The following is a 20,052-nucleotide window of genomic DNA, read 5'->3' on the forward strand; positions in this document are numbered from 1 at the left end:
TGCAATTCTGAAGCGCAGCCCGCAATTTCAAAGCAGTTCCCAACTGGGTATCGACATTCAGATTGCTGATCTGATTAAGAGACTATCAAGAGATCGCGGAAAATCCAAGTTTATAGCAAAAAGGCCAGTGTACTTTCATACACTGGCCAATAAGTATCCAAAGAGCGCTAAAACTAGCGTGTGAATTTTTTGTACTTCACGCGTGTTGGCTCAAGTGCATCGGGACCAAGGCGGCGTTTCTTGTCTTCTTCGTAATCTTCGAAGTTGCCCTCGAACCATTCAACATGGCTGTTGCCCTCGAATGCCAAAATATGTGTACAGAGGCGGTCAAGGAAGAAGCGATCGTGACTGATGATTACCGCGCAGCCTGCAAAATCTTCTACCGCATCCTCGAGGGCACGTAGGGTTTCGACGTCTAGATCATTGGTCGGTTCATCCAACAACAATACATTGCCGCCTTCACGCAAGAGTTTGGCCATGTGCACGCGATTTCGCTCTCCACCTGACAGCATCGACATCTTCTTCTGCTGGTCACCGCCTTTGAAGTTGAAAGACGAACAATAGGCACGTGAGTTAACCTCCGCATCGCCTAACTTGATGATATCTTGGTCGTCGGAAATCTCTTCCCAAACTGTTTTGTTATCATCAAGGGTGTCGCGGGATTGATCCACATAAGACAGCTGTACTGTATCCCCGTAGGTTACAGTTCCACTATCAGGCTGATCTTGGCCTGTTAGCATGCGGAATAGCGTAGATTTACCTGCACCATTTGGCCCGATTACACCAACAATGCCCCCTGGGGGAAGGCTAAAGGATAGATCATCGATTAGAAGGTTCTCTCCAAAGCCCTTGGAGAGATTTTCAACCTCGATCACCTTGCCACCCAAACGAGGGCCGTTGGGAATAATAATTTGGGCCTTGCCCACTTTCTCGCGCTCTGACTGGTTTGCCATATCTTCATATGCGGAAATACGCGCCTTGGATTTCGCCTGACGGGCCTTGGCCCCTTGGCGCATCCATTGCAATTCGCGTTCTAGTGTTTTCTGGCGAGATTTATCCTCTTTGGCCTCTTGTTGCAGGCGCTTGGCCTTTTGTTCGACCCAGGATGAGTAGTTGCCCTCATAGGGGATGCCGCGTCCGCGATCCAACTCCAGAATCCAAGAGGTGATATCATCCAAGAAGTAGCGGTCGTGGGTTACGATCAGGATGGTGCCCTTGTAATTCATCAGGTGGTTTTGCAACCATGCAATTGTTTCGGCATCTAGGTGGTTGGTTGGCTCATCGAGCAACAACATATCTGGTGCCTCGAGTAGGAGTTTGCACAATGCTACGCGGCGCTTTTCACCACCCGAAAGGGTTGCAACATTTGCATCATCCGCAGGACAACGCAAAGCCTCCATGGCAATATCGATGCTGGCATCAAGATTCCACAAATCCTCGGCATCAATCTGATCTTGAAGTCTGGCCATTTCATCGGCGGTTTCATCCGAATAATTCATGGCCAGTTCGTTGTATTTGTCTAGCACTGCCTTTTTGGTGGCAACAGCCAGCATTACATTGTCACGCACCGATAGAGTTTCGTCCAATGTAGGCTCTTGGGGCAGGTAGCCAACGGTTGCGCCCTCGGCGGCCCATGCTTCACCGGTGAAATCTTTGTCAATTCCAGCCATGATGCGCATCAAGGTTGATTTACCTGTACCGTTCACGCCCACAACGCCGATTTTAACGCCCGGCAGGAACGATAGCTTTACATTTTCAAAGCATTTCTTGCCGCCTGGATAGGTTTTTGAAACGCCATCCATGTGGTAAACATATTGATAAGAGGCCATTGGGGATGCTCCGCAGATAGGTGTTGTTCACGTTTGTGATTTTCGCCTTGATACTGTGTGGGCGGCTGGGGGGCAAGATGGGTTATTGCGGGGTGTTTGGGGGGAAGAGTTTCATTGCTATCACTTTGCTAAATTTAACAAAGCCTAGCAACCTTGGCGGGTGTTTGCAAAGGGCGGTTTGCCCTGCCACAAGGGGGAGACGCGGCAGGGCGGGAATAGAACGTCGCTTATTCAGCTGAATTCGTGCAAATTTCAGCCTGTGCGTTTGAGGGTACACAGGGGCGTTCTATGTTCTGGTTTGCTAGATCCTTTGCCGTATTTCCGCGTGCCTTGAAAATAGAGAAATCGAAGGGCTTTTCAAAAGGCTTTGAAGATTTGGGGAAGGTATAGCTTGGGTTCACATCTAATGCGAAGGCGGCATTAGAAAGTAAAAGAAGGGCGGCGGCGATAACAGGTGTTTTCATATCATTCTCCATTGTCAGAGCGCGGGGAGGAGCCTGCGCCCCACCGATATAAGGTGTTCCCATTTTGGCGAAAATATCTTATTATCAAATTTGATAGTTCTAAAAAATCGAGTAATTGAAATGTTGCCAAATCTAAAATCTCTTGGGGTGTTTGCAAAGGTCGCTGAAACCGGAAGTTTCGCCGCCGCTGCTAAGGTTCTGAATATTTCTGCCCCAGTGGTTAGCCAACATATTTCGCAGCTAGAGAAAAACCTGGATACAGCCTTGGTCTATCGCTCGACGCGATCTCTAACGTTGACGGTATCGGGGGAAAAGCTGGCCGCACACGCGCGCGATATGCTCGATGCCGCGGAAACTGGTTTAGAAGAGTTACAGGATGATATCAAAGAGCATTCCGGTGTTTTGACAATGACAATGCCCAGCTTTCTTGCGGCTCCAAAATTCACCCGTGTATTAAAGGAGTTTTCAGACGCTCATCCAAAGATTTTGGTCGAAGTCTCCTATTCAACCGAATTTGTGAATTTGATCGATAATGGGTTTGACATGGCTATTCGGGTCGGACAGATGCCAGATAGTAATCTTCGCGCGCGAAAGTTGATGGATGGTCATGGCTGTTTGTATGCCAGTCCCGAATTGATTGAAAAACATGGTTGCCCGCAAAAACCCGAGGATTTGGAAGCTTTTGGGTTCCCTTGGATCGGGGCGTTTCGTTGGAGTGGCGAGTGGTGTTTGCAGAATGTGGACGATCCAGAAAAACATTTCAAACCCAAGATCGAGGGGCCATTCCACATGGATAATGGTGAAGCAGAAAAACAAATGGCGCTGATTTCGGGCGGCATTGCAATTATGCCTGAAATGTATGTTACCCAAGAGTTGGCGGAGGGCAGCTTGGTACGTGTTCTACCCGATTGGACCACTGATCCCGTTGGCGTTTATGCTGTCTGGCCGCAAAACGCTGGTAAGCGTAGCCTAACAAAACTATTCGTGGATTTTCTGACGCAAAACAGCATTCTGATGGACGAGGTGCTCGGCCCTTAAGGGGTAATTCAGGGTTTCACTCTGAATAATTGCCTAGTATATATGACAAAAATAAAGAGCGACGCTATGAAAACCGGTTTTCCAATTGCAACGGACGGCTTGCGGATCGGATTGCTTGGCGGGTCGTTCGATCCTCCTCATTCTGGTCACGTACACATTTCGCGCTGGGCGCTGAAGGAATTTGGGCTAGACCAAGTTTGGTGGCTGGTAAGCCCGGGCAACCCTTTGAAGAGTGAAGGGCCGGCAGATCTGGATCGCAGGTTGGATGCTTGTCAAACATTGCTGGATCATCCGCGGATCATTGTTACCGACTTAGAAAGGCAATTTAACACCCGCTACACCGCAGAAACATTACAGGCAATCACCAGCCGCTATACCAGCCAAAGGTTCGTGTGGTTGATGGGCGCTGATAATTTAGCCAGCTTTCACAAGTGGGATCGTTGGGATGAAATCATGCAAATCATGCCAATTGGCGTGATGGCACGCCCAGGCCAACAATTGGCCGCAGGTGGGTCACCTGCTGCGCGGCGTTTCCGTAGAAATAGGCTCTCGGCGCGACGCTCTACTGCCTTGCCATTTCGCGACGCCCCGTGCTGGTCATTGATTACCGGCCCGATGGACAGCATGTCCTCTACAGAAATCCGCCAAAGTGGCAAATGGGTGCGCTAAGCGATTGACGCACCGCCCCGCGCAGGCCAACCTGTTTCTATGAAAAGCAATTACTCCAAGCTCATTTTAAGACGCCAATTTTTAGCTGGCCTTCTATCGTCTGGTACGCTTGTGTCCTGTGCACATGCGGCACCACCCCCCAAAAGGCCAACCGACCTTACTGGCGCAAAGAGCGCCCGATCTTTGGCGGATGTCATCGGGCAACTGTCGCCCAGTGGCACCCATAGTATTGTCGTTGCCGATGCAGTAACTGGTGAGGTTTTAGAGGGCAGTCATCCCAATAAAGAACTGCCCCCGGCCAGCGTTGCCAAGATATTTACCGCCAGCTACGCTCTGCGCAACCTTGGGGCGCAGTGGCGATTTAAAACGCAGCTAATCGCCAGTAGTACCGTAGTAAAACAGGGGATTTTGCAGGGGGATCTAACCTTGGTCGGTGGTGGAGACCCAGCGCTCGATACCAATGGATTGGCCCAGCTTTTGATTGGGCTGCGTGCCCAAGGAATCAAAGGGATTAGCGGTAGGTTCATGGTATATGGTGGCTCATTGCCCTATCAGCGCGTTTTAGATCGCGATCAGCCAGATTATGTAGGATATAATCCCAGTATTTCGGGGCTTAACCTTAACTTTAACCGTGTATTTTTTGAGTGGAAACGCAAGGGCACCGATTATGGAATAACCCTAAGCGCTAAAACTTCGGGCTATAAACCTATAATCGAGGGTATCGAAGTGAAGCCGATCGAGCGCGATACCCCAACCTATAAATATGCTCAATCAGGAGGGGTAGAGCGGTGGAGCGTCGCACGCGGAGATTTAGGTGGTGGGGGCAATCGCTGGTTGCCGGTTCGAGACCCTGCGCGATATGCTGGCGAGGTTTTGCAGATATTGGGCAAAAACTTCGAAGTAGCTTTACCAGGTGTACAGGTTCGTAAAACCGCGCCTATTGGCCATGTATTGGCGGAGGATCACAGTCAAGCTTTGGCTAAAACGGTGCAATCGATGCTAAAATTTTCCAATAATTTGATGGCAGAAACCATCGGGTTGACCAGCAGTATTGAACGGGCAGCCAAGCCTAGAAGTGTGGCGGATAGCGCCGCTGTTATGAGTCGTTGGCTTGTGGCAAATTACGCAGCAGATAGCATCCAAATGGTAGATCATTCGGGCCTACGCGAAGACAGCCGCGTATCCGCGCGGGATATGGCAAAGGTTTTACAGGGAATAGGCTGGGACGGCGGTATTCGAGGATTGCTGAAGCCAGTAGAATTGCGCAACCAAAACTGGAAGAAGGCGCCAATAAAGGGGGCTGATATCGTCGCGAAAACCGGTACGTTGAATTTCACATCTGCGTTGTCTGGCTATATGGAAACACCACGGGGTCGGCAGCTGGTGTTTGCTATATTTACTGTAGATCTGAAGCAGCGTGCCAAAATTCCAAAATCACAACGGGATCGCGCCCCCGGAGCACCGGGCTGGGCCCGCAGGTCTCGGATAATGCAGCACCAATTGTTAGCGCGCTGGGCGCGTATGTATTAGATTATCTAAACTTTCTTGGAACTGACTGGGCGATCTTTTTGTTGATGGATCCCATGGACCAGCCAGTAATATCTGCGAGCATTTGTGCCTCGTGCTGAATGTCGCGGCGCTTACGTGTGATGTAATCTTTGGCCATTGGGCAATTCATCGCTCCTGTGAAAGGCTGGTTCATCACATAGCGCCCTTGGAAGTTTGCGCGGTTTTTGGTTTCTTTGAATTCAAGGTCTTGTTGCATTGTGTCCTTGGAATATCGGGCATGTAGGCGCGTGACAAACACATCGCGTGCGGGACCTTTGGTCTGGCCTTTTAGCCAATCGACGCCAAGCTCTTGTAGCTGTGCCACTGATAGTGGATCCGCGGCACAGGGGTCACACCACGCCATATCCCATGCATATTCCATGACAATACCCGATTTTCCTACAGACTTGGCAAACATCGATTTGTAGAAATTCGCGAATTCGGATTCCACAAAGCTGGGGATATTCACATTACTAGGAATTTTTTTGGTGGCGTAATTTTTGGTTTCTACCTGACCTGTGCGTGTTAGGGCCAGCATCAGCATATCTTGGGTGCCCGCGGAATTCACCTTGCCCAATTGAATGGGCAACATGAATTTCGAGGATTTGAATTTTATCTGCAGGGGCTCTAGCTCAATATACTTGGATTTTGCATGGCGTATTAGATTTACCCGAGCAACGAAAAATTTCATCCCGTTTTTGATGTAGTGGTCTAGCGCAGGTTCTGCGCCATCGGGAATTTTATAGTTTTCTTGGCGAAGGAATGTAACAAGCCCATTGCTTTGTTTCGCTGCTAGAATTGATATATCATAAATGCCAACTGCATATTCGGCCTTTATCGTAACACCCAATGCACGCGCTCCTGCCTTGCGTTTTGCGGCAGCCCCCTTTTTCATTGGTGCGCTGCTCAATACTGTTTCAAGAACAATGGGTGGCCGGCAGGGGTCGTTATCGAAATATTCGACTAATCTCGGAGCAGTGTAGGCATCAAGGTGGTTCACGGTCTTGGTTGAAACGGTCTTGACCTGTTCACGCTTCAGCACCTTGGGGGTGGGGACGATCATCGCGAAATCTTTGGCTGGCCCGCGGTAATCCGAAGACATCGTAATGGTGGATTTACGCCCATCACGCACGAAAATAACCTTCGATGCTTCGTTGAACAGCTCTCCATCGGCCTTGGCCACATAGAAACCGCAAAAGGCGTTGGCCGAGTTGGCCACCGCGACGAATGCTATTAAAATTGCAAACAAGCGCATAATCTATCCCTTAAATATCTGGGTGGAGTTTACGCGCCTGAGTACGAAAATCAAGGAGGTGTTATTCCACCAAATGCCGTGCTCGCGCGCCGCGTTCAATGGCCGCGGTATGCAGGCGCGAAATGTTCAGCTCGTAGCGGGCTTCTTGTAAAAACCGCAATTCCTCTTCGCGCAGGCGGCCATCGGATGCGGTAACATCACAGCACAAGGCATAGGCCGTTTCATACAGCTTTTCAGGCAATGATGCCTTAACCAAACCAAAGAGTGCATCGAGGCCGTCTTCGTTTTCGAGCAAGTCAAACACCGAATTTGAAACCGTGCTTAGGTGATCAATATTGTAATCAGAGAAAACGGGCAGATAATTCACGATCCGCTCGATTGAAAGTAATTCGATGGTCTTAATGGCTTGATCCGAAACAGAGGCTGCCACCATCATTGCCACAAGAGCGTCTTGGGGGGACCATGGTGCTGGAGAGTTCTCTGTCATTTGCGTTACCTTTATGTGGTTTTTGCTTTTTGTTAGGCACAGAATATTGACCCCAAGGGCGTGGGGCAATAGGGGTTCTGGTGAAAACCTGCTAAAAGAGAAAAAACATGTCTGATCTGCGCACAGAAGCGATGAAATCAAAAGCTTGGCCCTTTGAGGAGGCGCGCAAGGTGCTGAAACGCTTGAAGGGCAAGACACCGGAAAAGGGCTTTGTTTTATTCGAAACAGGGTATGGCCCATCTGGCTTGCCGCATATCGGCACCTTTGGCGAGGTGGCACGTACTGCAATGATTCAGCATGCCTTTGGCGTTATCAGCGACATTCCAACCAAACTGGTATCCTTCAGTGATGATCTAGATGGAATGCGCAAGGTACCTAGCAATGTGCCAAACCAAGAGATGATGGCAGAGCATATTCAAAAACCCCTGATCGATGTGCCAGATCCCTTTGGGACGCATGATAGTTTTGGGGCGCATAACAATGCGATGCTACGCCGGTTTTTGGATACATTTGGGTTTGAGTACGAGTTCTATTCCTCGACAGAGTATTACCGCTCCGGCGCGTTTGACGAAGTTTTGAAACGCGCAGTGGAAAAATATGACGATATCATGGAGGTGATGCTTGCATCCCTACGTGAAGAACGCCGCAAAACCTATTCAATATTCCTGCCGATCTCGCCCAAAACGGGGCGTGTTTTGTACGTGCCGATGAAATCAGTCGATACCCAAAACCATACCATCACATTTGATGATGAGGATGGTACTGAAACCACGCTAGCGGTCACCGGTGGCAATGTGAAGTTACAGTGGAAGCCCGATTTTGGAGCACGTTGGGCCGCGTTGAATGTGGATTTCGAAATGTATGGTAAAGATCATTCAACGAATACGCATATCTACGATAAAATTTGCCGTATTTTGGGCGCGCCCGCGCCCGCGCATTTCTTTTACGAGCTTTTCTTAGATGCGGAAGGGCACAAAATATCAAAAACCTCGGGTAACGGCGTATCGATTGATCAGTGGTTGACCTATGCCAGCGCGGAAAGTTTGTCGTACTTTATGTATTTAAAACCAGGGACCGCAAAGCGTATGCATTTCGATGTGATCCCCAAGGCAGTGGACGAATACCATCAACAGCTAAATGCATACCATACCCAAGATACCAAGGCGCAGTTGGCCAACCCAGTGTACCACATCCACAAAGGGGATGTGCCCAAATCGGATATGGTTATTTCATTTGCGATGTTGCTGAATTTGGCCTCGGTTTCCAGTGCAGAGACCAAAGACAAGATGTGGGGATTTATCAACCGGTATGCACCGGATGCGTCTCCTGCAAACAACCCTGTCATGGATCAGGCAGCAGGATTTGCCGTGCGTTATTACCATGACTTTGTGAAACCTGCCAAAACATTCAGAAAGGCCACCCCCCAAGAGGCGGCAGCATTGGCTGATTTAGCGGCAGGTTTGGCGGATGCTGAATTGGCAAAAACAATGATTCATAAGAAGAATGCTGATATGGGCAAGGATCCTGTAGATTTATCTGGTTATGATTTAAGCAATGGTGATGACCTGCAGGCACTGGTTTTTGCAATCGGTAAAAATCATGGTTTTGGCAATTTACGTGACTGGTTTCAGGCCATTTATGAAGTGTTGCTAGGAGCATCCCAAGGGCCTCGCTTTGGAGGGTTTATTGCATTGTATGGCGTTGCTGAAACGATCAACTTGATACAAGCAGCTCTAAATGGTGATCTAACTTAAATCAAATTTAATCAGTTCTGTGGCTTATTGGGGGAAACTAATAAGTCAGAGAATTGATAGATGCGCTTTTTGCTTTTTGTATTTTTGCTATGCCTACCTTGTTCGGTATTTGCACAGGTTTGTACGCCCCCTAAATCCACGGTCGATTGCGGCTCGAGAGAGTTCCAATCCTGTGCGATATTGGTGGACGGACGCGAACGAACTTATTGCCAACATCTGCCGCAACAAGGAGGTGATTTGCCCGTTATTCTCTCTTATCATGGAGCAGGAGGTAAAGCCAAAGCGCTGGCAAATCTGTGGCGGGAAAGCACAGAGCAATCCATGATATTGGTTATCCCTGATGCGTCCCCTTCGCGCGTTGATGGTAAATGTTCCTTGGTATGGCGCCAAATCGGGCGTGGGGCGGATACATGGAAAGATCTAGCCCAGAACGACAGCTGTTCAGGGGGCCAGTGGACCGATGATCTAAGGTTTACGCAAGTGCTCTTGGATAAGTTTCAACAAGAGCGTCAGAGTAACGCGTTTTTTGCACTGGGGTTTTCTAACGGTGGGGATTTCATCTATCAACTGTTGCTAACGCGCCAACTTGCTGAGCGGTTCTCGGGATTTGCTGTTGCCGGTGCTGGGATGACGGAACGAAAAAGGAATGCCAGCAAACAGGAATCCAATTTAGATGGATTCACCCTAAATCAAACGATTAAGCGCCCGTTTTTGTTTCAAATGGGAACCGAAGACAAAAAAAATATTCCACTTGCCGTGGTGGCCAAGGCTGTAGATGAAAACCCTGCCTGCCAACCCGTTCGCTCGGCTCGCCATGTCATGGAATGCTTTTATTTTACCCATCTGTCTAAATCAGTTGGTGTGTATGATATGCCCACGATTCGATCGATCACGCGCGATTGGCTGGTGCGATTTAATAATGCGAATACCCAGCGCCACGAATCTCTTTACCCCAATTTAGGGGCAGGCCCCGCGCCTGCAGATCAAACGATCACTGTGCGCGAGGACTACTTTGAACAGGGTACCGAAAGTGCTGCGGTGGCGGTTCTGACAACCCTTGATGGGGGGCATGATTGGCCGGGCTGGGGCGGGAATCGTGCCCCTTGCCCTTCTCGAAATTGTGATATCAACTTGCTCAGTGAAATCATTCAGTTTTGGCGCGCACATGCGGGAATGTTGCTGCCATTGCCTTAGTATAGGGCTGGCATTGCCGCCAGCCCACCGCAGATCAGCAATACCCACACCACATTCCAGTGGCGCATTAACAATAAATACCCGGCAAGAGCCGTCAGGCCCAAGACTATTATATTCACGGTCGACAGCGAAGGTATTAGCAATTGAATTGGGCCAATGGATGTGGGTGTAACCGTTTCGAAAAACACATGAATTGCAAACCAGATTGAAAGATTAAGGATAACGCCGACAACCGCGGCCGTTATCGCGCTAAGCGCGCTGGAAAACCGTGAATGCGCGCCCAACCAATCAATGTAGGGAGCCCCTACAAATATCCACAAGAAGCAGGGTATAAATGTAACCCAAAGCGTCACCAAAGCGGCGGCAAACCCCAGCCCAATCCCCCCTTGCTGGGCACCAGCAAGAAACCCTACAAACTCAGTGACCAAGATCAACGGGCCTGGCGTAGTTTCCGCTAGTCCCAGGCCATCCATCATTTGGCTAGCGCTTAACCATTCTTTGGCAAACACGACGTCTTGGGTCATATAGGCCAGCACGGCATAGGCGCCACCAAAGGTGACAACCGCAAGTCGTGAAAAGAAACCTGCAATCTCGGTTAAAATACTTGGGCCGGTAGTCGCCCAAAGCGCAACGATCGGGGCCGCCCAAAGTACACCAAAGATAAGGGTCGTTTTGATCGTTGCCCAAATAGAAATCTTGGGTAGGCTAACTGGTTCGCTGGGAGGGGATTTAAGAAAGAACCACCCGCACAGACCAGCAAAAATCACGATCAATGGATAGGGTAGATTTAGGAAAAAAATCCCAATAAAAGCGGAGGCCGCAATGATGTAGTTGATACGCCCAAGCAATGTTTTCCGAGCAACACGCAATAGCGCTTCGATAACGATGATCACAACTGTTGCTTTGATTCCGAGGAATAGAGAATCGATCAGAGGTACTGTACCGAAAAGCGTGTAAAGTGTTGCCAAGGCCATGATCAACATAGCACCAGGAAGGACAAATAACGTCCCCGCAATCAATCCACCAATTGTCCCATTTAGCCGCCATCCAACATATGTTGCAAGTTGCATGGCCTCTGGCCCTGGTAATAGCATGCAGAAACTGAGCGCTGATAGGAACTGGCGTTCTGACATCCAACCGCGTTTAGAAACTATTTCAGAGTTCATCAATGCGATTTGTGCGGCGGGTCCGCCAAAAGAAAGAAGACCAATTTTACCCCAGATTTTGCTAGCCTGCGCAAGCGTTGGCGAATTGCTCATGATACTGACGCGCCTGTTGGGTGGGTATGTGTTTCATTGGATGCATCTCGCGCCCAGCGATAGAAGGCATCGTAGAGTGGCAAACCGGCCTCTAGTTGTATGTTGTCATCACGGTGTATGCGAGACAATCCAAGAGACGCCGCCAACAGGCCAGCGGCTTCTGGGGCTAATTCCAAATTTCCCGTGTCTGCGGCGCGTACAATGCGCGCGAGCGCCATTAGGGGCGCGCTATTCAGCCCGAATTCGGTGGTGAAGGTGTCAAAGCTACAATGATCGCCGCGATGTCCCCAGAAGGTATTGGCACTATCAAAGGGCGTTGCCGAATATTTCTCGGCAACGTCTAAGACCTGTGTTGCAGGCACAAACAAAAACTGAGCGTTGGGATCGATGAATCTGCGAATTAGCCAAGGGCAGGCAATGCGATCTATTTTCGGGCGATCCCGTGTGACCCAAACACTGTGGCCCATAGGGCCGATAGGAACAGTGGCCGCGGGAATGCGCATCAGCCCTGTCTTGCGCCAACCCTGATTGCCGCCTTCAAGGAATTCAGCGTCGATTCCCTTGCTGCGCAGAATCGCACATGCCCCAGACGAAAGTTTCAATCCCTTCTGGCAAATCAATACCACCTTGGCATCGTGAAACTCATGCGCCCAGTGGTCGATGGTCTTGAAATCACGGCGCATGGCTGTTGGGATGAGATATGGGTCGGCATCGAAATCTTGGTCAATAGACACATCGATAAGTATGGGGCAGTTCGGTGTCCCGATCTTTCGGTTCAATTGTGCAGCGGTGATTTGGTTTGGAGATGGCATAGCGCATCCTTCCTTTCTAGGTGTGGATGCGAATCTTGGGCCGCAGCCTCACGGGGCGTTCGCGAATACCCCTTATCTGAATTTTCCAAATTGTAGCGGTTTGGTCAAGCTGAGAAATTACGTGACGTTAACGTCATGAGGTGGTGATTGTTCTTGAAGTTTAGCGCATAGCGCACTCTATTGATGTCAACAGTTCTATTTATTGGGGCAAGTTGCGCCCAGACAATCGTGACCACATCGGAGGCCGAACAATGACCGAAGCTTATATTTATGATGCAATTCGAACCCCTCGCGGCAAAGGACGCAAGGATGGTTCCCTGCATGAAGCAACCGCTGTGAAATTATCTGCGGATATGCTGAACGGTATTGTCGAGCGGAATAATCTGGCCGAGGGTGGATCTCAGATCGAGGATGTTATTTGGGGGAATGTTACCCAGATCGGAGAGCAGGGCGCTTGTTTGGCGCGGTCTGCCGTTTTATATTCGGATTTGAACGAAACTGTGCCAGGCGTTTCAATCAACCGGTTTTGTGCATCGGGCCTAGAGGCTGTGAACATGGCTGCCAATCAGGTGCGCGGTGGTGCCGGTAGCGCCTATATTGCCGGCGGAGTCGAGAGCATGAGCCGTGTGCCGATGGGCATGGATGGGGGCGCAATTGCGGTTGACCCTTATTTGGCAATGAAGGCCTATTTTGTGCCCCAAGGAATTTCATCGGATATCATTGCAACCAAGTATGGATTTACCCGGGATGATTGTGACGCCTATGCGGTTGAAAGCCAAAAGCGCGCGGCGGCGGCAACGAAGGCTGGTGTGTTCAATGGCTCGCGCCTCGCCGTTAAGGATCAAAACGGGCTAGAGTTGTTAGCCGTTGATGAGCAAATTCGCCCCACAGATATGCAAGGGCTTGGCGGTTTGCGCGCCAGCTTTAAGGATATGGGCGAGACCATGCCTGGCTTTGATGCAATTGCCTTAATGAAGTATCCTGAATTAGAACGGATCAATCATGTGCATCACGCGGGCAATTCTTCGGCGATCTCTGATGGGTCTGCGGCGGTATTAATTGGGAATAAAGAGTTCGGTGAAACCAACGGATTGAAGCCACGTGCGCGTATTCGCTCGACTGCTAAAATCGGAACTGACCCAACCATCATGCTAACCGGCCCGGTACCTGTAACGGAAAAAATCCTCCGCGAAAGTGGGATGGCAATTGGGGATATTGACCTATTCGAGGTGAACGAAGCATTTGCCAGCGTTGTTCTACGCTTCATGACGTATTTTGATGTTGATCACGGCAAGTTGAATGTGAATGGGGGAGCAATTGCCATGGGGCATCCGCTGGGGGCGACTGGTGCTATGATCCTTGGGACATTGTTGGACGAGATGGAGGCCAGCGACAAAGAAACCGGCTTGGCGACTCTATGCATTGGTTCCGGAATGGGTGCGGCGACCATTATCGAGCGTGTATAATGCCAAAAATTGATCTTTCTACAGTACCTGTGAAAACGGGATCGGTCTATCCAGCCCCGTATGATGCCGAAATGGAGGGGCGATCCTCTTTACGGATAGGGGATGCTGGTGGGATGTCTCAGTTCGGCGCAAACCTAGTAACTCTAAATCCAGGTGCAAAGTCATCTTTGCGCCATTGGCATCAATATGAAGATGAGCTTGTGATGGTAACCGAAGGGTTCCTGACCTTGGTCGAGGATTCCGGATCGGTGGTTTTGACTGCTGGAGAGTTTGCGGCCTTCCCTGCGGGTGTGAAGAATGGGCACCATTTTGTTAATCATTCCGAAACTAAGGCAGCCTTCTTGGTGATTGGGGCGCGCGAAAGAGACGAGTATGTCGAATATTCAGATGTGGATATGAAGGCGACTGCTCAGAACGGAAATTATGTGTTTACGCGCAAAGATGGTTCTGAATTCTAGGGTGAAAGGCAGGCATGAACGAGACATCCAATATACATTTTTGCGACCTTCGCGGAGTTCCAGTGATGGAACGGCCTAGTTTTGTGCCGATAAATCCACAAGAAACGCTGGATTGGATATTGGGGCTTCGCATTGGCGTAGATTGGTCCAAGGGCACCAAGTGCTTCAACTATCCTCTCGTTTATATTGTTGGCGAGGACGAATTTCGCATTCACAGCGCGGGAGAACATCAGGTGCTGTATGAAATTATGGGGTCAATTGTTGAATTGAAGGATGTGGATATCCTTGGTGGGCAGGCCATATCCTACGAAGTTGTTGACTCTGAAAATGGCCTGTTGCGCCTTGAATGGAATGTGGTTCAAGCCAATCAAGAACCAGCCGCACCCACGATCGCGGTTTATTATTTACGCCCAACCGATATTGGGTTTCGAATTGAGAAAATCGTGATGGAGAGCTTTTCGACCAAAGATCCGATCATAACCGCGCTGCGGGTGATCAAGCAAGTTGATGGAAATATACATGCGGCCAGGGAGTTGGTTCGCTTGATACAAATGTAAGGAGGCCAAAAATGGCGGATTTTCACTATGACGTTGATGCCGATGGGATTGCGACAATCACATGGGATTGCCAAGATAAATCGATGAATGTTTTGAACCTTGATAGCACTGCAGAACTTGATGCATTGGTAGACAAGGTGCTGGCGGATGATGCGGTGATCGGGGCAGTCATTACATCAGGCAAGGCCGATTTCGCGGGCGGCATGGATTTGAATGTTATTTCGAAGATGGCGGAAATGGCGGGGGATGAACCTGCGCGTGGTCTGTTTGACGGCATCATGAACTTTCATCGAATCACGCGTAAAATTGAACGTGCGGGAATGGATGATAAAAACAAAGGCGGTAAACCGATTGCCGCTGCCTTGCCCGGTACCGCATTGGGCATTGGCTATGAAATCCCGCTGTCATGTCACCGCATTTTTGCGGCCGACAACCCCAAGGCAAAAATTGGTTTGCCAGAAATTTTGGTAGGGATTTTCCCTGGTGCAGGTGGGACGACCCGATTGACACGTAAGTTAGATATGATGTCTGCATCCCCCGTTTTGATGGAGGGTAAGCTAAGTGACCCAGCGAAGGCCAAGCGGATTGGGCTGGTTGATGAGGTGGTGCCCGCTGATGAATTGCTAAGCAGTGCTAAGAACTGGGTGAAGACCGCTAAAGATGCGGATATAGTTAAGCCATGGGATACTAAGGGCTTTAAGATGCCAGGTGGTGCGCCGTATCACCCCGCAGGGTTTATGACCTATGTTGGTGCCAGCGCGATGATCCACGGCAAGACCAAGGGGGTTTACCCCGCGGCCAAGGCAATGCTATCTGCGATTTACGAGGGCGCACAGGTCCCCTTTGATACGGCGATTAAGATCGAGGCACGTTGGTTTACCAATGTGTTGATGAACCCAAGTTCAAGCGCGATGATCAACACCTTGTTTACCCATAAAACTGCTTTGGAAAAAGGCGCGGTGCGCCCCAAGGCGGTAAAGGATATGTCGGTCAAAAAGTTGGGTGTTCTGGGCGCTGGTATGATGGGGGCAGGTATTGCATTTGTGTCTGCGCGTGTTGGAATCGAGGTGGTGCTGATTGACCGCGACGATGAGACAACCCAGCGTGGGAAGGAGACCATTCAAGGGTTGCTGGATCAGGGGGTAAAGCGCAAAAAAATCACCGCCGATAAGGCCGCCGAGATCATCGGAAACGTGACCGCAACACCTGACTATGCAGCATTAGATGGATGTGATTTGATAGTTGAGGCCGTCTTTGAAGACCCAGGTGTTAAGGCCGATGTTACAGCAAGGGCCGAGGCAAAATTGCCAAAAGATGCGATCTTTGCCACCAACACTTCGACCTTGCCAATTACGGAATTGGCGAGGGCCAGCCGTGATGACAGCCGCTACATTGGCATTCACTTTTTCAGCCCAGTACATCTGATGAACTTGGTAGAGATTATTAAAGGTCAAAATACCGGTGACGAGGCTGTGGCCAAGGCCTTGGATTTTGTGCGTCAGATTAAGAAAACACCGATTGTGGTGAATGATGCGCGGTTCTTTTATGCCAATCGCTGCATCCTGCCCTATGTTAATGAGGGGGTTTTGATGCTGGATGAAGGCATAGAGCCTGCGATGGTTGATAACGTTGCTAGGCTGATGGGCATGCCCGTTGGGCCGCTACAATTGGCCGATGAGGTATCTATTGATCTTTCTTATAAGATCATGACTGCAACGCAAAATGCGCTTGGGGATCAATATCCCTTCACTGCGGCGGATGCGATTATTAAGAAAATGTACAATGATGATCGAATGGGACGCAAGAATGGCAAAGGGTTTTACGATTATGACGAGAAAGGCAAGCGTGTAGGTATCTGGGGCGGTTTGCGGCGGGAATGGCCGGTTGCTGATGAACAGCCGGAAATTCAAGAAATCAAAAACCGTCTAGCGATGGCACAGGTCTTAGAGGCCGTTCGTGCCTTTGAAGAAGGAGTTTTAGAGGATATCCGCGAGGGCGATGTTGGTGCAATTTTAGGGTGGGGTTTCCAACCTTGGTCAGGTGGTCCGTTTAGCTGGCTTGATATGATCGGGGCAGCCAATGCTGTGGAAATCTGTGACCAGCTAACCAAGCAATTTGGCGCGCGCTTTACCACACCAAGGTTGCTGCGGGATTTAGCAGAAAGTGGCGAGACATTTTATGGCCGCTATGGCCCCAAGGCCGCCTCTGCAGCCGAATTCTCGGTATAAAAAAAGGGGTCGCGGTGCGGCCCCTTTTCTATTTTGATCTCGTCGTTTGGTTATTTTTTCGCGGGAGGTTTTTTTTGTGTTGGTTTTTTCACGTTGGATTTTTTCGGCGTGACTGGTTCAGCCTCTTCTGGTTCTTCTTGAGGCTCTGGTTCTTCTTGAGGCTCTGGTTCTTCTTTTACAGCGGAGTCATCGGATTGACTTGGGGCTGATGAAGAATTCTTACGCGCGTCCATTTTCGCCTTTTGAATTGTATATTGTTCTGTTCCAACTTTGCGTAGAAAAACATGGAAAAACCCAATTGCACCCCCAAGAACAAGCGGAAATGGCTGCCCATTCTTACCTGAAATTGCTATCAATATAGCCGCAGCAAGCATCAGAACGACAAAGGTTAGCACCCGCATATCTGGCTGCTTTATCTCAAATTTATCTTTCAAAAATGCGGCAAGTGGTTCTTCTGCGTAACGGGTGCCATAGCCGGCCAAGGCACCGATAATAAGATTAAAGATCATTTTAAACCCTCCTTAGTGGAATTGTTCAACACATATGCAAGTTTCAGAAATATGCAAGCTCCCCTATTTTTCAAGACCAATCTGAGACTAGGGATTGCGGCGCACGCTGTTCCTAGGCTCTGTTAATCCATTGTTAGTAAAAAACGGGTCGCGGTTGGGCATGGGGCCCAATGGCATAGCTGGCGCCAAGCGTCACGAGTATTAGCCAAGAGGAAATTTGATGAACAAAGTCATTACTGATGGGGTTGTCCTGATGCCGCCAGCATTTGGAGACGGATTAGATGTTTGGTCCAGCGAAGATGGAACGCCTGGATCACTAACCTATGACGGGGCCAGCAATGCGACGCTGATCTCTGCAGATGCCGACTTTGGCACCTGTTTCGAGGTGCAAAAAGTTGAAAGCACGCAAAAAATTCGCTCTATGGCGGAAACGCCAATGCTGGCGGGGTGCTATCTGCGAGTGTCGGCCCGAGTAAAGGCAATTTCGGGTGCCTTGCCATCGGTTCGCATTGCTGGCTGGGCTGGGGGCGCTGGGGGTGCGCATGTATCTGGCTTGGTTGAGGTTGGGGATTCTGTTGCACTAACAAGCTATGGCGAAGTCGTTGAGGTCAGCGCCATCATCGGTGGTGGAAACCGTACAGGGGTTGATTTAGCTTGGGGTCGTTTGCCTATTTTTGGACATTTTGGTTTGGATTTGATCGGTACCTCTGGCGGGGTTGTGCGTGTGGAAGATATTGTCATCGAAGATGTGACATCGGTATTCCTAAGGAAAATGATCGATGTCGTGGATGTTCAAGATTACGGTGCCATTGGTGATGGGGTAACAGATAACAGTGCTGCATTTGAAGCCGCAGACGCCGACGCTGACGGGCGCGATATACTAGTGCCAGAGGGCACATATTATCTTGGGCAAACGGTGACGATAAACAACCGGATGCGGTTCGAGGGTACGCTGGCGATGCCAGACAATGCAATTCTTCAGCTGACCAAAAACTTTGAGTTTGAAAGCTATGAAGAAGCGTTCGGAGATGAGACCACGGCGTTGAAAAAGGGTATTCAAGCGCTCTTTAACTTTACAGATCATGAGACATTTGATCTGGGTGGTCGCAGCATTAGTTTGACTGGCCCAATTGATGTGCATGCAGTCGTGGGCAATCACGATATTTTCAGCACCCGCCGCGTGCTGAAAAACGGAGAAATCAGAGCGCAGAACAGCACGAATTGGGATAGCGTTAGTGTCACAGAAACAGCCAGTTACGATGCCTCCGCCAATGATTTCCAGCTGACAAACGTGACAAACATTGCCTCAATTGCGGTTGGGTCTTTGGTACAGGGTACGGGCGTTGGGCGCGAGGTCTACGTGAAGGATATTGATACCGTAACGAACACGATCTCACTAAGTAATGCTCTGTATGGCGCGGCGGCATCCCAAAGTTATACGTTCACACGATTCCAATACCTGTTGGATTTCAGCGGGTTTGCCAAGATTTCGAAACTGATTTTGGAGAACATTGATTTCAACGGTGGCGGAGTTGCCAGCGGCATCATTTTGGCGAAATCGGGGCTGACGAATACGGTTAAGGATTGTTTCTTCTCGTCCCCAGCAGATCGCGGGATTACGTCTATAGGAACAGCCTGTGCAGGGTTGAATGTGGATCGAAATCAATTTTTATCTAGCGAACAACCTCTTGCTGTAGCCGACAGAACGACCATCGCGTTGAATATCAACACCAATGATGCAAAAATTCGCAACAACCGGGTGGTTCGATTTAAGCATTTTGCTGTGTTAACGGCCGGTGGTTATATCATCAGTGGGAACCATTTCTTTCAGGGTGATAACCAAGGGACGCATGATAAAACCGCCGGTATTGTGTTGACCGAAAACTATACAAATACTGTTATCACATCCAACTATATCGATAATTGTTTTATCGAATGGAACAACGAGCATGATGGTACCCCCGATAACACTGGGTCTTCGTTTTCTGGATTGAGTATCGCCAATAATTTCTGCCTGATTTCGCATGTTGATCCATGGTTTACCTTGATTCGCTTGAAGCCCTATGGCGCGGATCACTTCATCAATGGGTTTAATATTTCAGGGAACGTGTTTAAGATTTCAGGTACGGATATCGATAAAATCGAGAGCTATGATGATAGCTTTGCCCCCCTTGATACAAACAAAACCCAAGAATTCACGATGGTGAATAACAGCTTCATCAATGTGGATTACCCCACAGCAAATCCCGTAACGATCGAGGTATCTTCATCATCCACCAGCAATACGTGGACAGGTGAACTGGCCGAATATTTACCGTTTGGATTGCCGGCCAAATATGTAACGGCGATCACACCCAATGGCGCGATTACCAATAGCAGTAACTCAGCCGTATTCACACAGCCCTATGCCGAGACAGAGCAGGGTGCCAACGGCGATGAAATTGATATCAAGTGGTCCAGCAATGTTAAGGGCACGGTGCTCTGTACTGTCCGTGCCGACAAGTTGCTGGGTGATTAGGCTAAAA

At 49.5% G+C, this 20,052-nt stretch carries 17 protein-coding genes; 10 read left to right on the forward strand and 7 right to left on the reverse strand.

The genetic code is table 11. The features are described 5' to 3' along the window. Nucleotides 1-173 precede the first annotated feature (173 nt). Entirely contained in the window at nt 174-1,829 is a 1,656-nt protein-coding gene (gene ettA / locus QQL62_RS00490) for an energy-dependent translational throttle protein EttA (protein WP_284375078.1), read from the reverse strand. A gap of 227 nt (nt 1,830-2,056) precedes the next feature. Further along, nucleotides 2,057-2,293 (reverse strand): hypothetical protein, encoded by a 237-nt coding sequence (locus QQL62_RS00495; RefSeq protein ID WP_284375080.1) that lies wholly within the window; start codon nt 2,291-2,293, stop codon nt 2,057-2,059. A 120-nt stretch (nt 2,294-2,413) separates the two neighbouring features. Here QQL62_RS00495 and QQL62_RS00500 point away from each other — a divergent pair, with 120 nt between their 5' ends. From QQL62_RS00500 to dacB, 3 genes are all read left to right on the forward strand, one after another. After that, entirely contained in the window at nt 2,414-3,331 is a 918-nt protein-coding gene (locus tag QQL62_RS00500) for a LysR family transcriptional regulator (RefSeq protein WP_284375087.1), read from the forward strand. A 66-nt stretch (nt 3,332-3,397) separates the two neighbouring features. Further along, entirely contained in the window at nt 3,398-4,000 is a 603-nt protein-coding gene (locus QQL62_RS00505; RefSeq protein ID WP_284375089.1) for a nicotinate-nucleotide adenylyltransferase, read from the forward strand. A gap of 183 nt (nt 4,001-4,183) precedes the next feature. Then, entirely contained in the window at nt 4,184-5,530 is a 1,347-nt protein-coding gene (gene dacB, locus QQL62_RS00510; RefSeq protein ID WP_284375091.1) for a D-alanyl-D-alanine carboxypeptidase/D-alanyl-D-alanine endopeptidase, read from the forward strand. 1 nt (nt 5,531) lies between these two features. On the opposite strand, the gene QQL62_RS00515 is transcribed toward dacB, so the two are convergent. Further along, nucleotides 5,532-6,803, reverse strand: coding sequence for a DUF2330 domain-containing protein (locus QQL62_RS00515; RefSeq protein WP_284375093.1), 1,272 nt, complete (start codon nt 6,801-6,803; stop codon nt 5,532-5,534). A gap of 61 nt (nt 6,804-6,864) precedes the next feature. Then, nucleotides 6,865-7,290, reverse strand: coding sequence for a tellurite resistance TerB family protein (locus QQL62_RS00520; RefSeq protein ID WP_284375095.1), 426 nt, complete (start codon nt 7,288-7,290; stop codon nt 6,865-6,867). Nucleotides 7,291-7,397: 107 nt separating this feature from the next. On the opposite strand from QQL62_RS00520, the gene QQL62_RS00525 reads away from it, so the two are divergent. Beyond that, nucleotides 7,398-9,044, forward strand: coding sequence for a lysine--tRNA ligase (locus QQL62_RS00525; RefSeq protein WP_284375097.1), 1,647 nt, complete (start codon nt 7,398-7,400; stop codon nt 9,042-9,044). A 237-nt stretch (nt 9,045-9,281) separates the two neighbouring features. Next, nucleotides 9,282-10,238, forward strand: a complete 957-nt coding sequence (locus QQL62_RS00530; protein ID WP_284375099.1) for an alpha/beta hydrolase family protein — start codon at nt 9,282-9,284, stop codon at nt 10,236-10,238. Here QQL62_RS00530 and chrA read toward each other — a convergent pair. Together chrA and QQL62_RS00540 are read right to left on the reverse strand one after the other, a co-directional pair. Continuing rightward, nucleotides 10,235-11,497, reverse strand: coding sequence for a chromate efflux transporter (chrA, locus tag QQL62_RS00535; protein ID WP_284375101.1), 1,263 nt, complete (start codon nt 11,495-11,497; stop codon nt 10,235-10,237). The genes QQL62_RS00530 and chrA overlap by 4 nt on opposite strands. Further along, nucleotides 11,494-12,309 (reverse strand): sulfurtransferase/chromate resistance protein, encoded by an 816-nt coding sequence (locus tag QQL62_RS00540; protein ID WP_284375103.1) that lies wholly within the window; start codon nt 12,307-12,309, stop codon nt 11,494-11,496. Before QQL62_RS00540 ends, chrA begins: the two co-directional genes overlap by 4 nt. Nucleotides 12,310-12,560: 251 nt before the next feature. Here QQL62_RS00540 and QQL62_RS00545 point away from each other — a divergent pair, with 251 nt between their 5' ends. From QQL62_RS00545 to QQL62_RS00560, 4 genes are all read left to right on the forward strand, one after another. Continuing rightward, nucleotides 12,561-13,775, forward strand: a complete 1,215-nt coding sequence (locus QQL62_RS00545) for an acetyl-CoA C-acetyltransferase (RefSeq protein WP_284375104.1) — start codon at nt 12,561-12,563, stop codon at nt 13,773-13,775. Beyond that, nucleotides 13,775-14,233 (forward strand): cupin domain-containing protein, encoded by a 459-nt coding sequence (locus tag QQL62_RS00550; protein WP_284375106.1) that lies wholly within the window; start codon nt 13,775-13,777, stop codon nt 14,231-14,233. The genes QQL62_RS00545 and QQL62_RS00550 overlap by 1 nt, the downstream gene beginning before the upstream one ends. A gap of 65 nt (nt 14,234-14,298) precedes the next feature. Beyond that, nucleotides 14,299-14,790, forward strand: coding sequence for a hypothetical protein (locus tag QQL62_RS00555; protein ID WP_284375108.1), 492 nt, complete (start codon nt 14,299-14,301; stop codon nt 14,788-14,790). 11 nt (nt 14,791-14,801) lie between these two features. After that, entirely contained in the window at nt 14,802-17,018 is a 2,217-nt protein-coding gene (locus QQL62_RS00560; protein ID WP_284375110.1) for a 3-hydroxyacyl-CoA dehydrogenase NAD-binding domain-containing protein, read from the forward strand. A 50-nt stretch (nt 17,019-17,068) separates the two neighbouring features. Here QQL62_RS00560 and QQL62_RS00565 read toward each other — a convergent pair whose 3' ends face one another. After that, complete coding sequence (locus QQL62_RS00565; protein ID WP_284375112.1) at nt 17,069-17,527, reverse strand: signal peptidase II; 459 nt, start codon at nt 17,525-17,527, stop codon at nt 17,069-17,071. A 220-nt stretch (nt 17,528-17,747) separates the two neighbouring features. Here QQL62_RS00565 and QQL62_RS00570 point away from each other — a divergent pair, with 220 nt between their 5' ends. Next, a complete protein-coding gene (locus QQL62_RS00570) occupies nt 17,748-20,045 on the forward strand; it encodes a glycosyl hydrolase family 28-related protein (RefSeq protein ID WP_284375115.1) in 2,298 nt (765 codons plus the stop codon). Nucleotides 20,046-20,052: the final 7 nt, after the last annotated feature.

The sequence above is a fragment of the Amylibacter marinus genome (assembly GCF_030160015.1).
Taxonomy (GTDB): Bacteria; Pseudomonadota; Alphaproteobacteria; order Rhodobacterales; family Rhodobacteraceae; genus Amylibacter; species Amylibacter marinus.

Coding starts and splice junctions, on each gene's coding strand:
- QQL62_RS00520 (WP_284375095.1), bottom strand. CDS start 7,290: ATGACAGAGAACTCTCCAGCACCATGGTCCCCCCAAGACGCTCTTGTG.
- QQL62_RS00540 (WP_284375103.1), bottom strand. CDS start 12,309: ATGCCATCTCCAAACCAAATCACCGCTGCACAATTGAACCGAAAGATC.
- QQL62_RS00515 (WP_284375093.1), bottom strand. CDS start 6,803: ATGCGCTTGTTTGCAATTTTAATAGCATTCGTCGCGGTGGCCAACTCG.
- QQL62_RS00495 (WP_284375080.1), bottom strand. CDS start 2,293: ATGAAAACACCTGTTATCGCCGCCGCCCTTCTTTTACTTTCTAATGCC.
- ettA (WP_284375078.1), bottom strand. CDS start 1,829: ATGGCCTCTTATCAATATGTTTACCACATGGATGGCGTTTCAAAAACC.
- chrA (WP_284375101.1), bottom strand. CDS start 11,497: ATGAGCAATTCGCCAACGCTTGCGCAGGCTAGCAAAATCTGGGGTAAA.
- QQL62_RS00505 (WP_284375089.1), top strand. CDS start 3,398: ATGAAAACCGGTTTTCCAATTGCAACGGACGGCTTGCGGATCGGATTG.
- QQL62_RS00570 (WP_284375115.1), top strand. CDS start 17,748: ATGAACAAAGTCATTACTGATGGGGTTGTCCTGATGCCGCCAGCATTT.
- QQL62_RS00500 (WP_284375087.1), top strand. CDS start 2,414: ATGTTGCCAAATCTAAAATCTCTTGGGGTGTTTGCAAAGGTCGCTGAA.
- QQL62_RS00560 (WP_284375110.1), top strand. CDS start 14,802: ATGGCGGATTTTCACTATGACGTTGATGCCGATGGGATTGCGACAATC.
- QQL62_RS00525 (WP_284375097.1), top strand. CDS start 7,398: ATGTCTGATCTGCGCACAGAAGCGATGAAATCAAAAGCTTGGCCCTTT.
- QQL62_RS00565 (WP_284375112.1), bottom strand. CDS start 17,527: ATGATCTTTAATCTTATTATCGGTGCCTTGGCCGGCTATGGCACCCGT.
- QQL62_RS00550 (WP_284375106.1), top strand. CDS start 13,775: ATGCCAAAAATTGATCTTTCTACAGTACCTGTGAAAACGGGATCGGTC.
- QQL62_RS00555 (WP_284375108.1), top strand. CDS start 14,299: ATGGAACGGCCTAGTTTTGTGCCGATAAATCCACAAGAAACGCTGGAT.
- QQL62_RS00545 (WP_284375104.1), top strand. CDS start 12,561: ATGACCGAAGCTTATATTTATGATGCAATTCGAACCCCTCGCGGCAAA.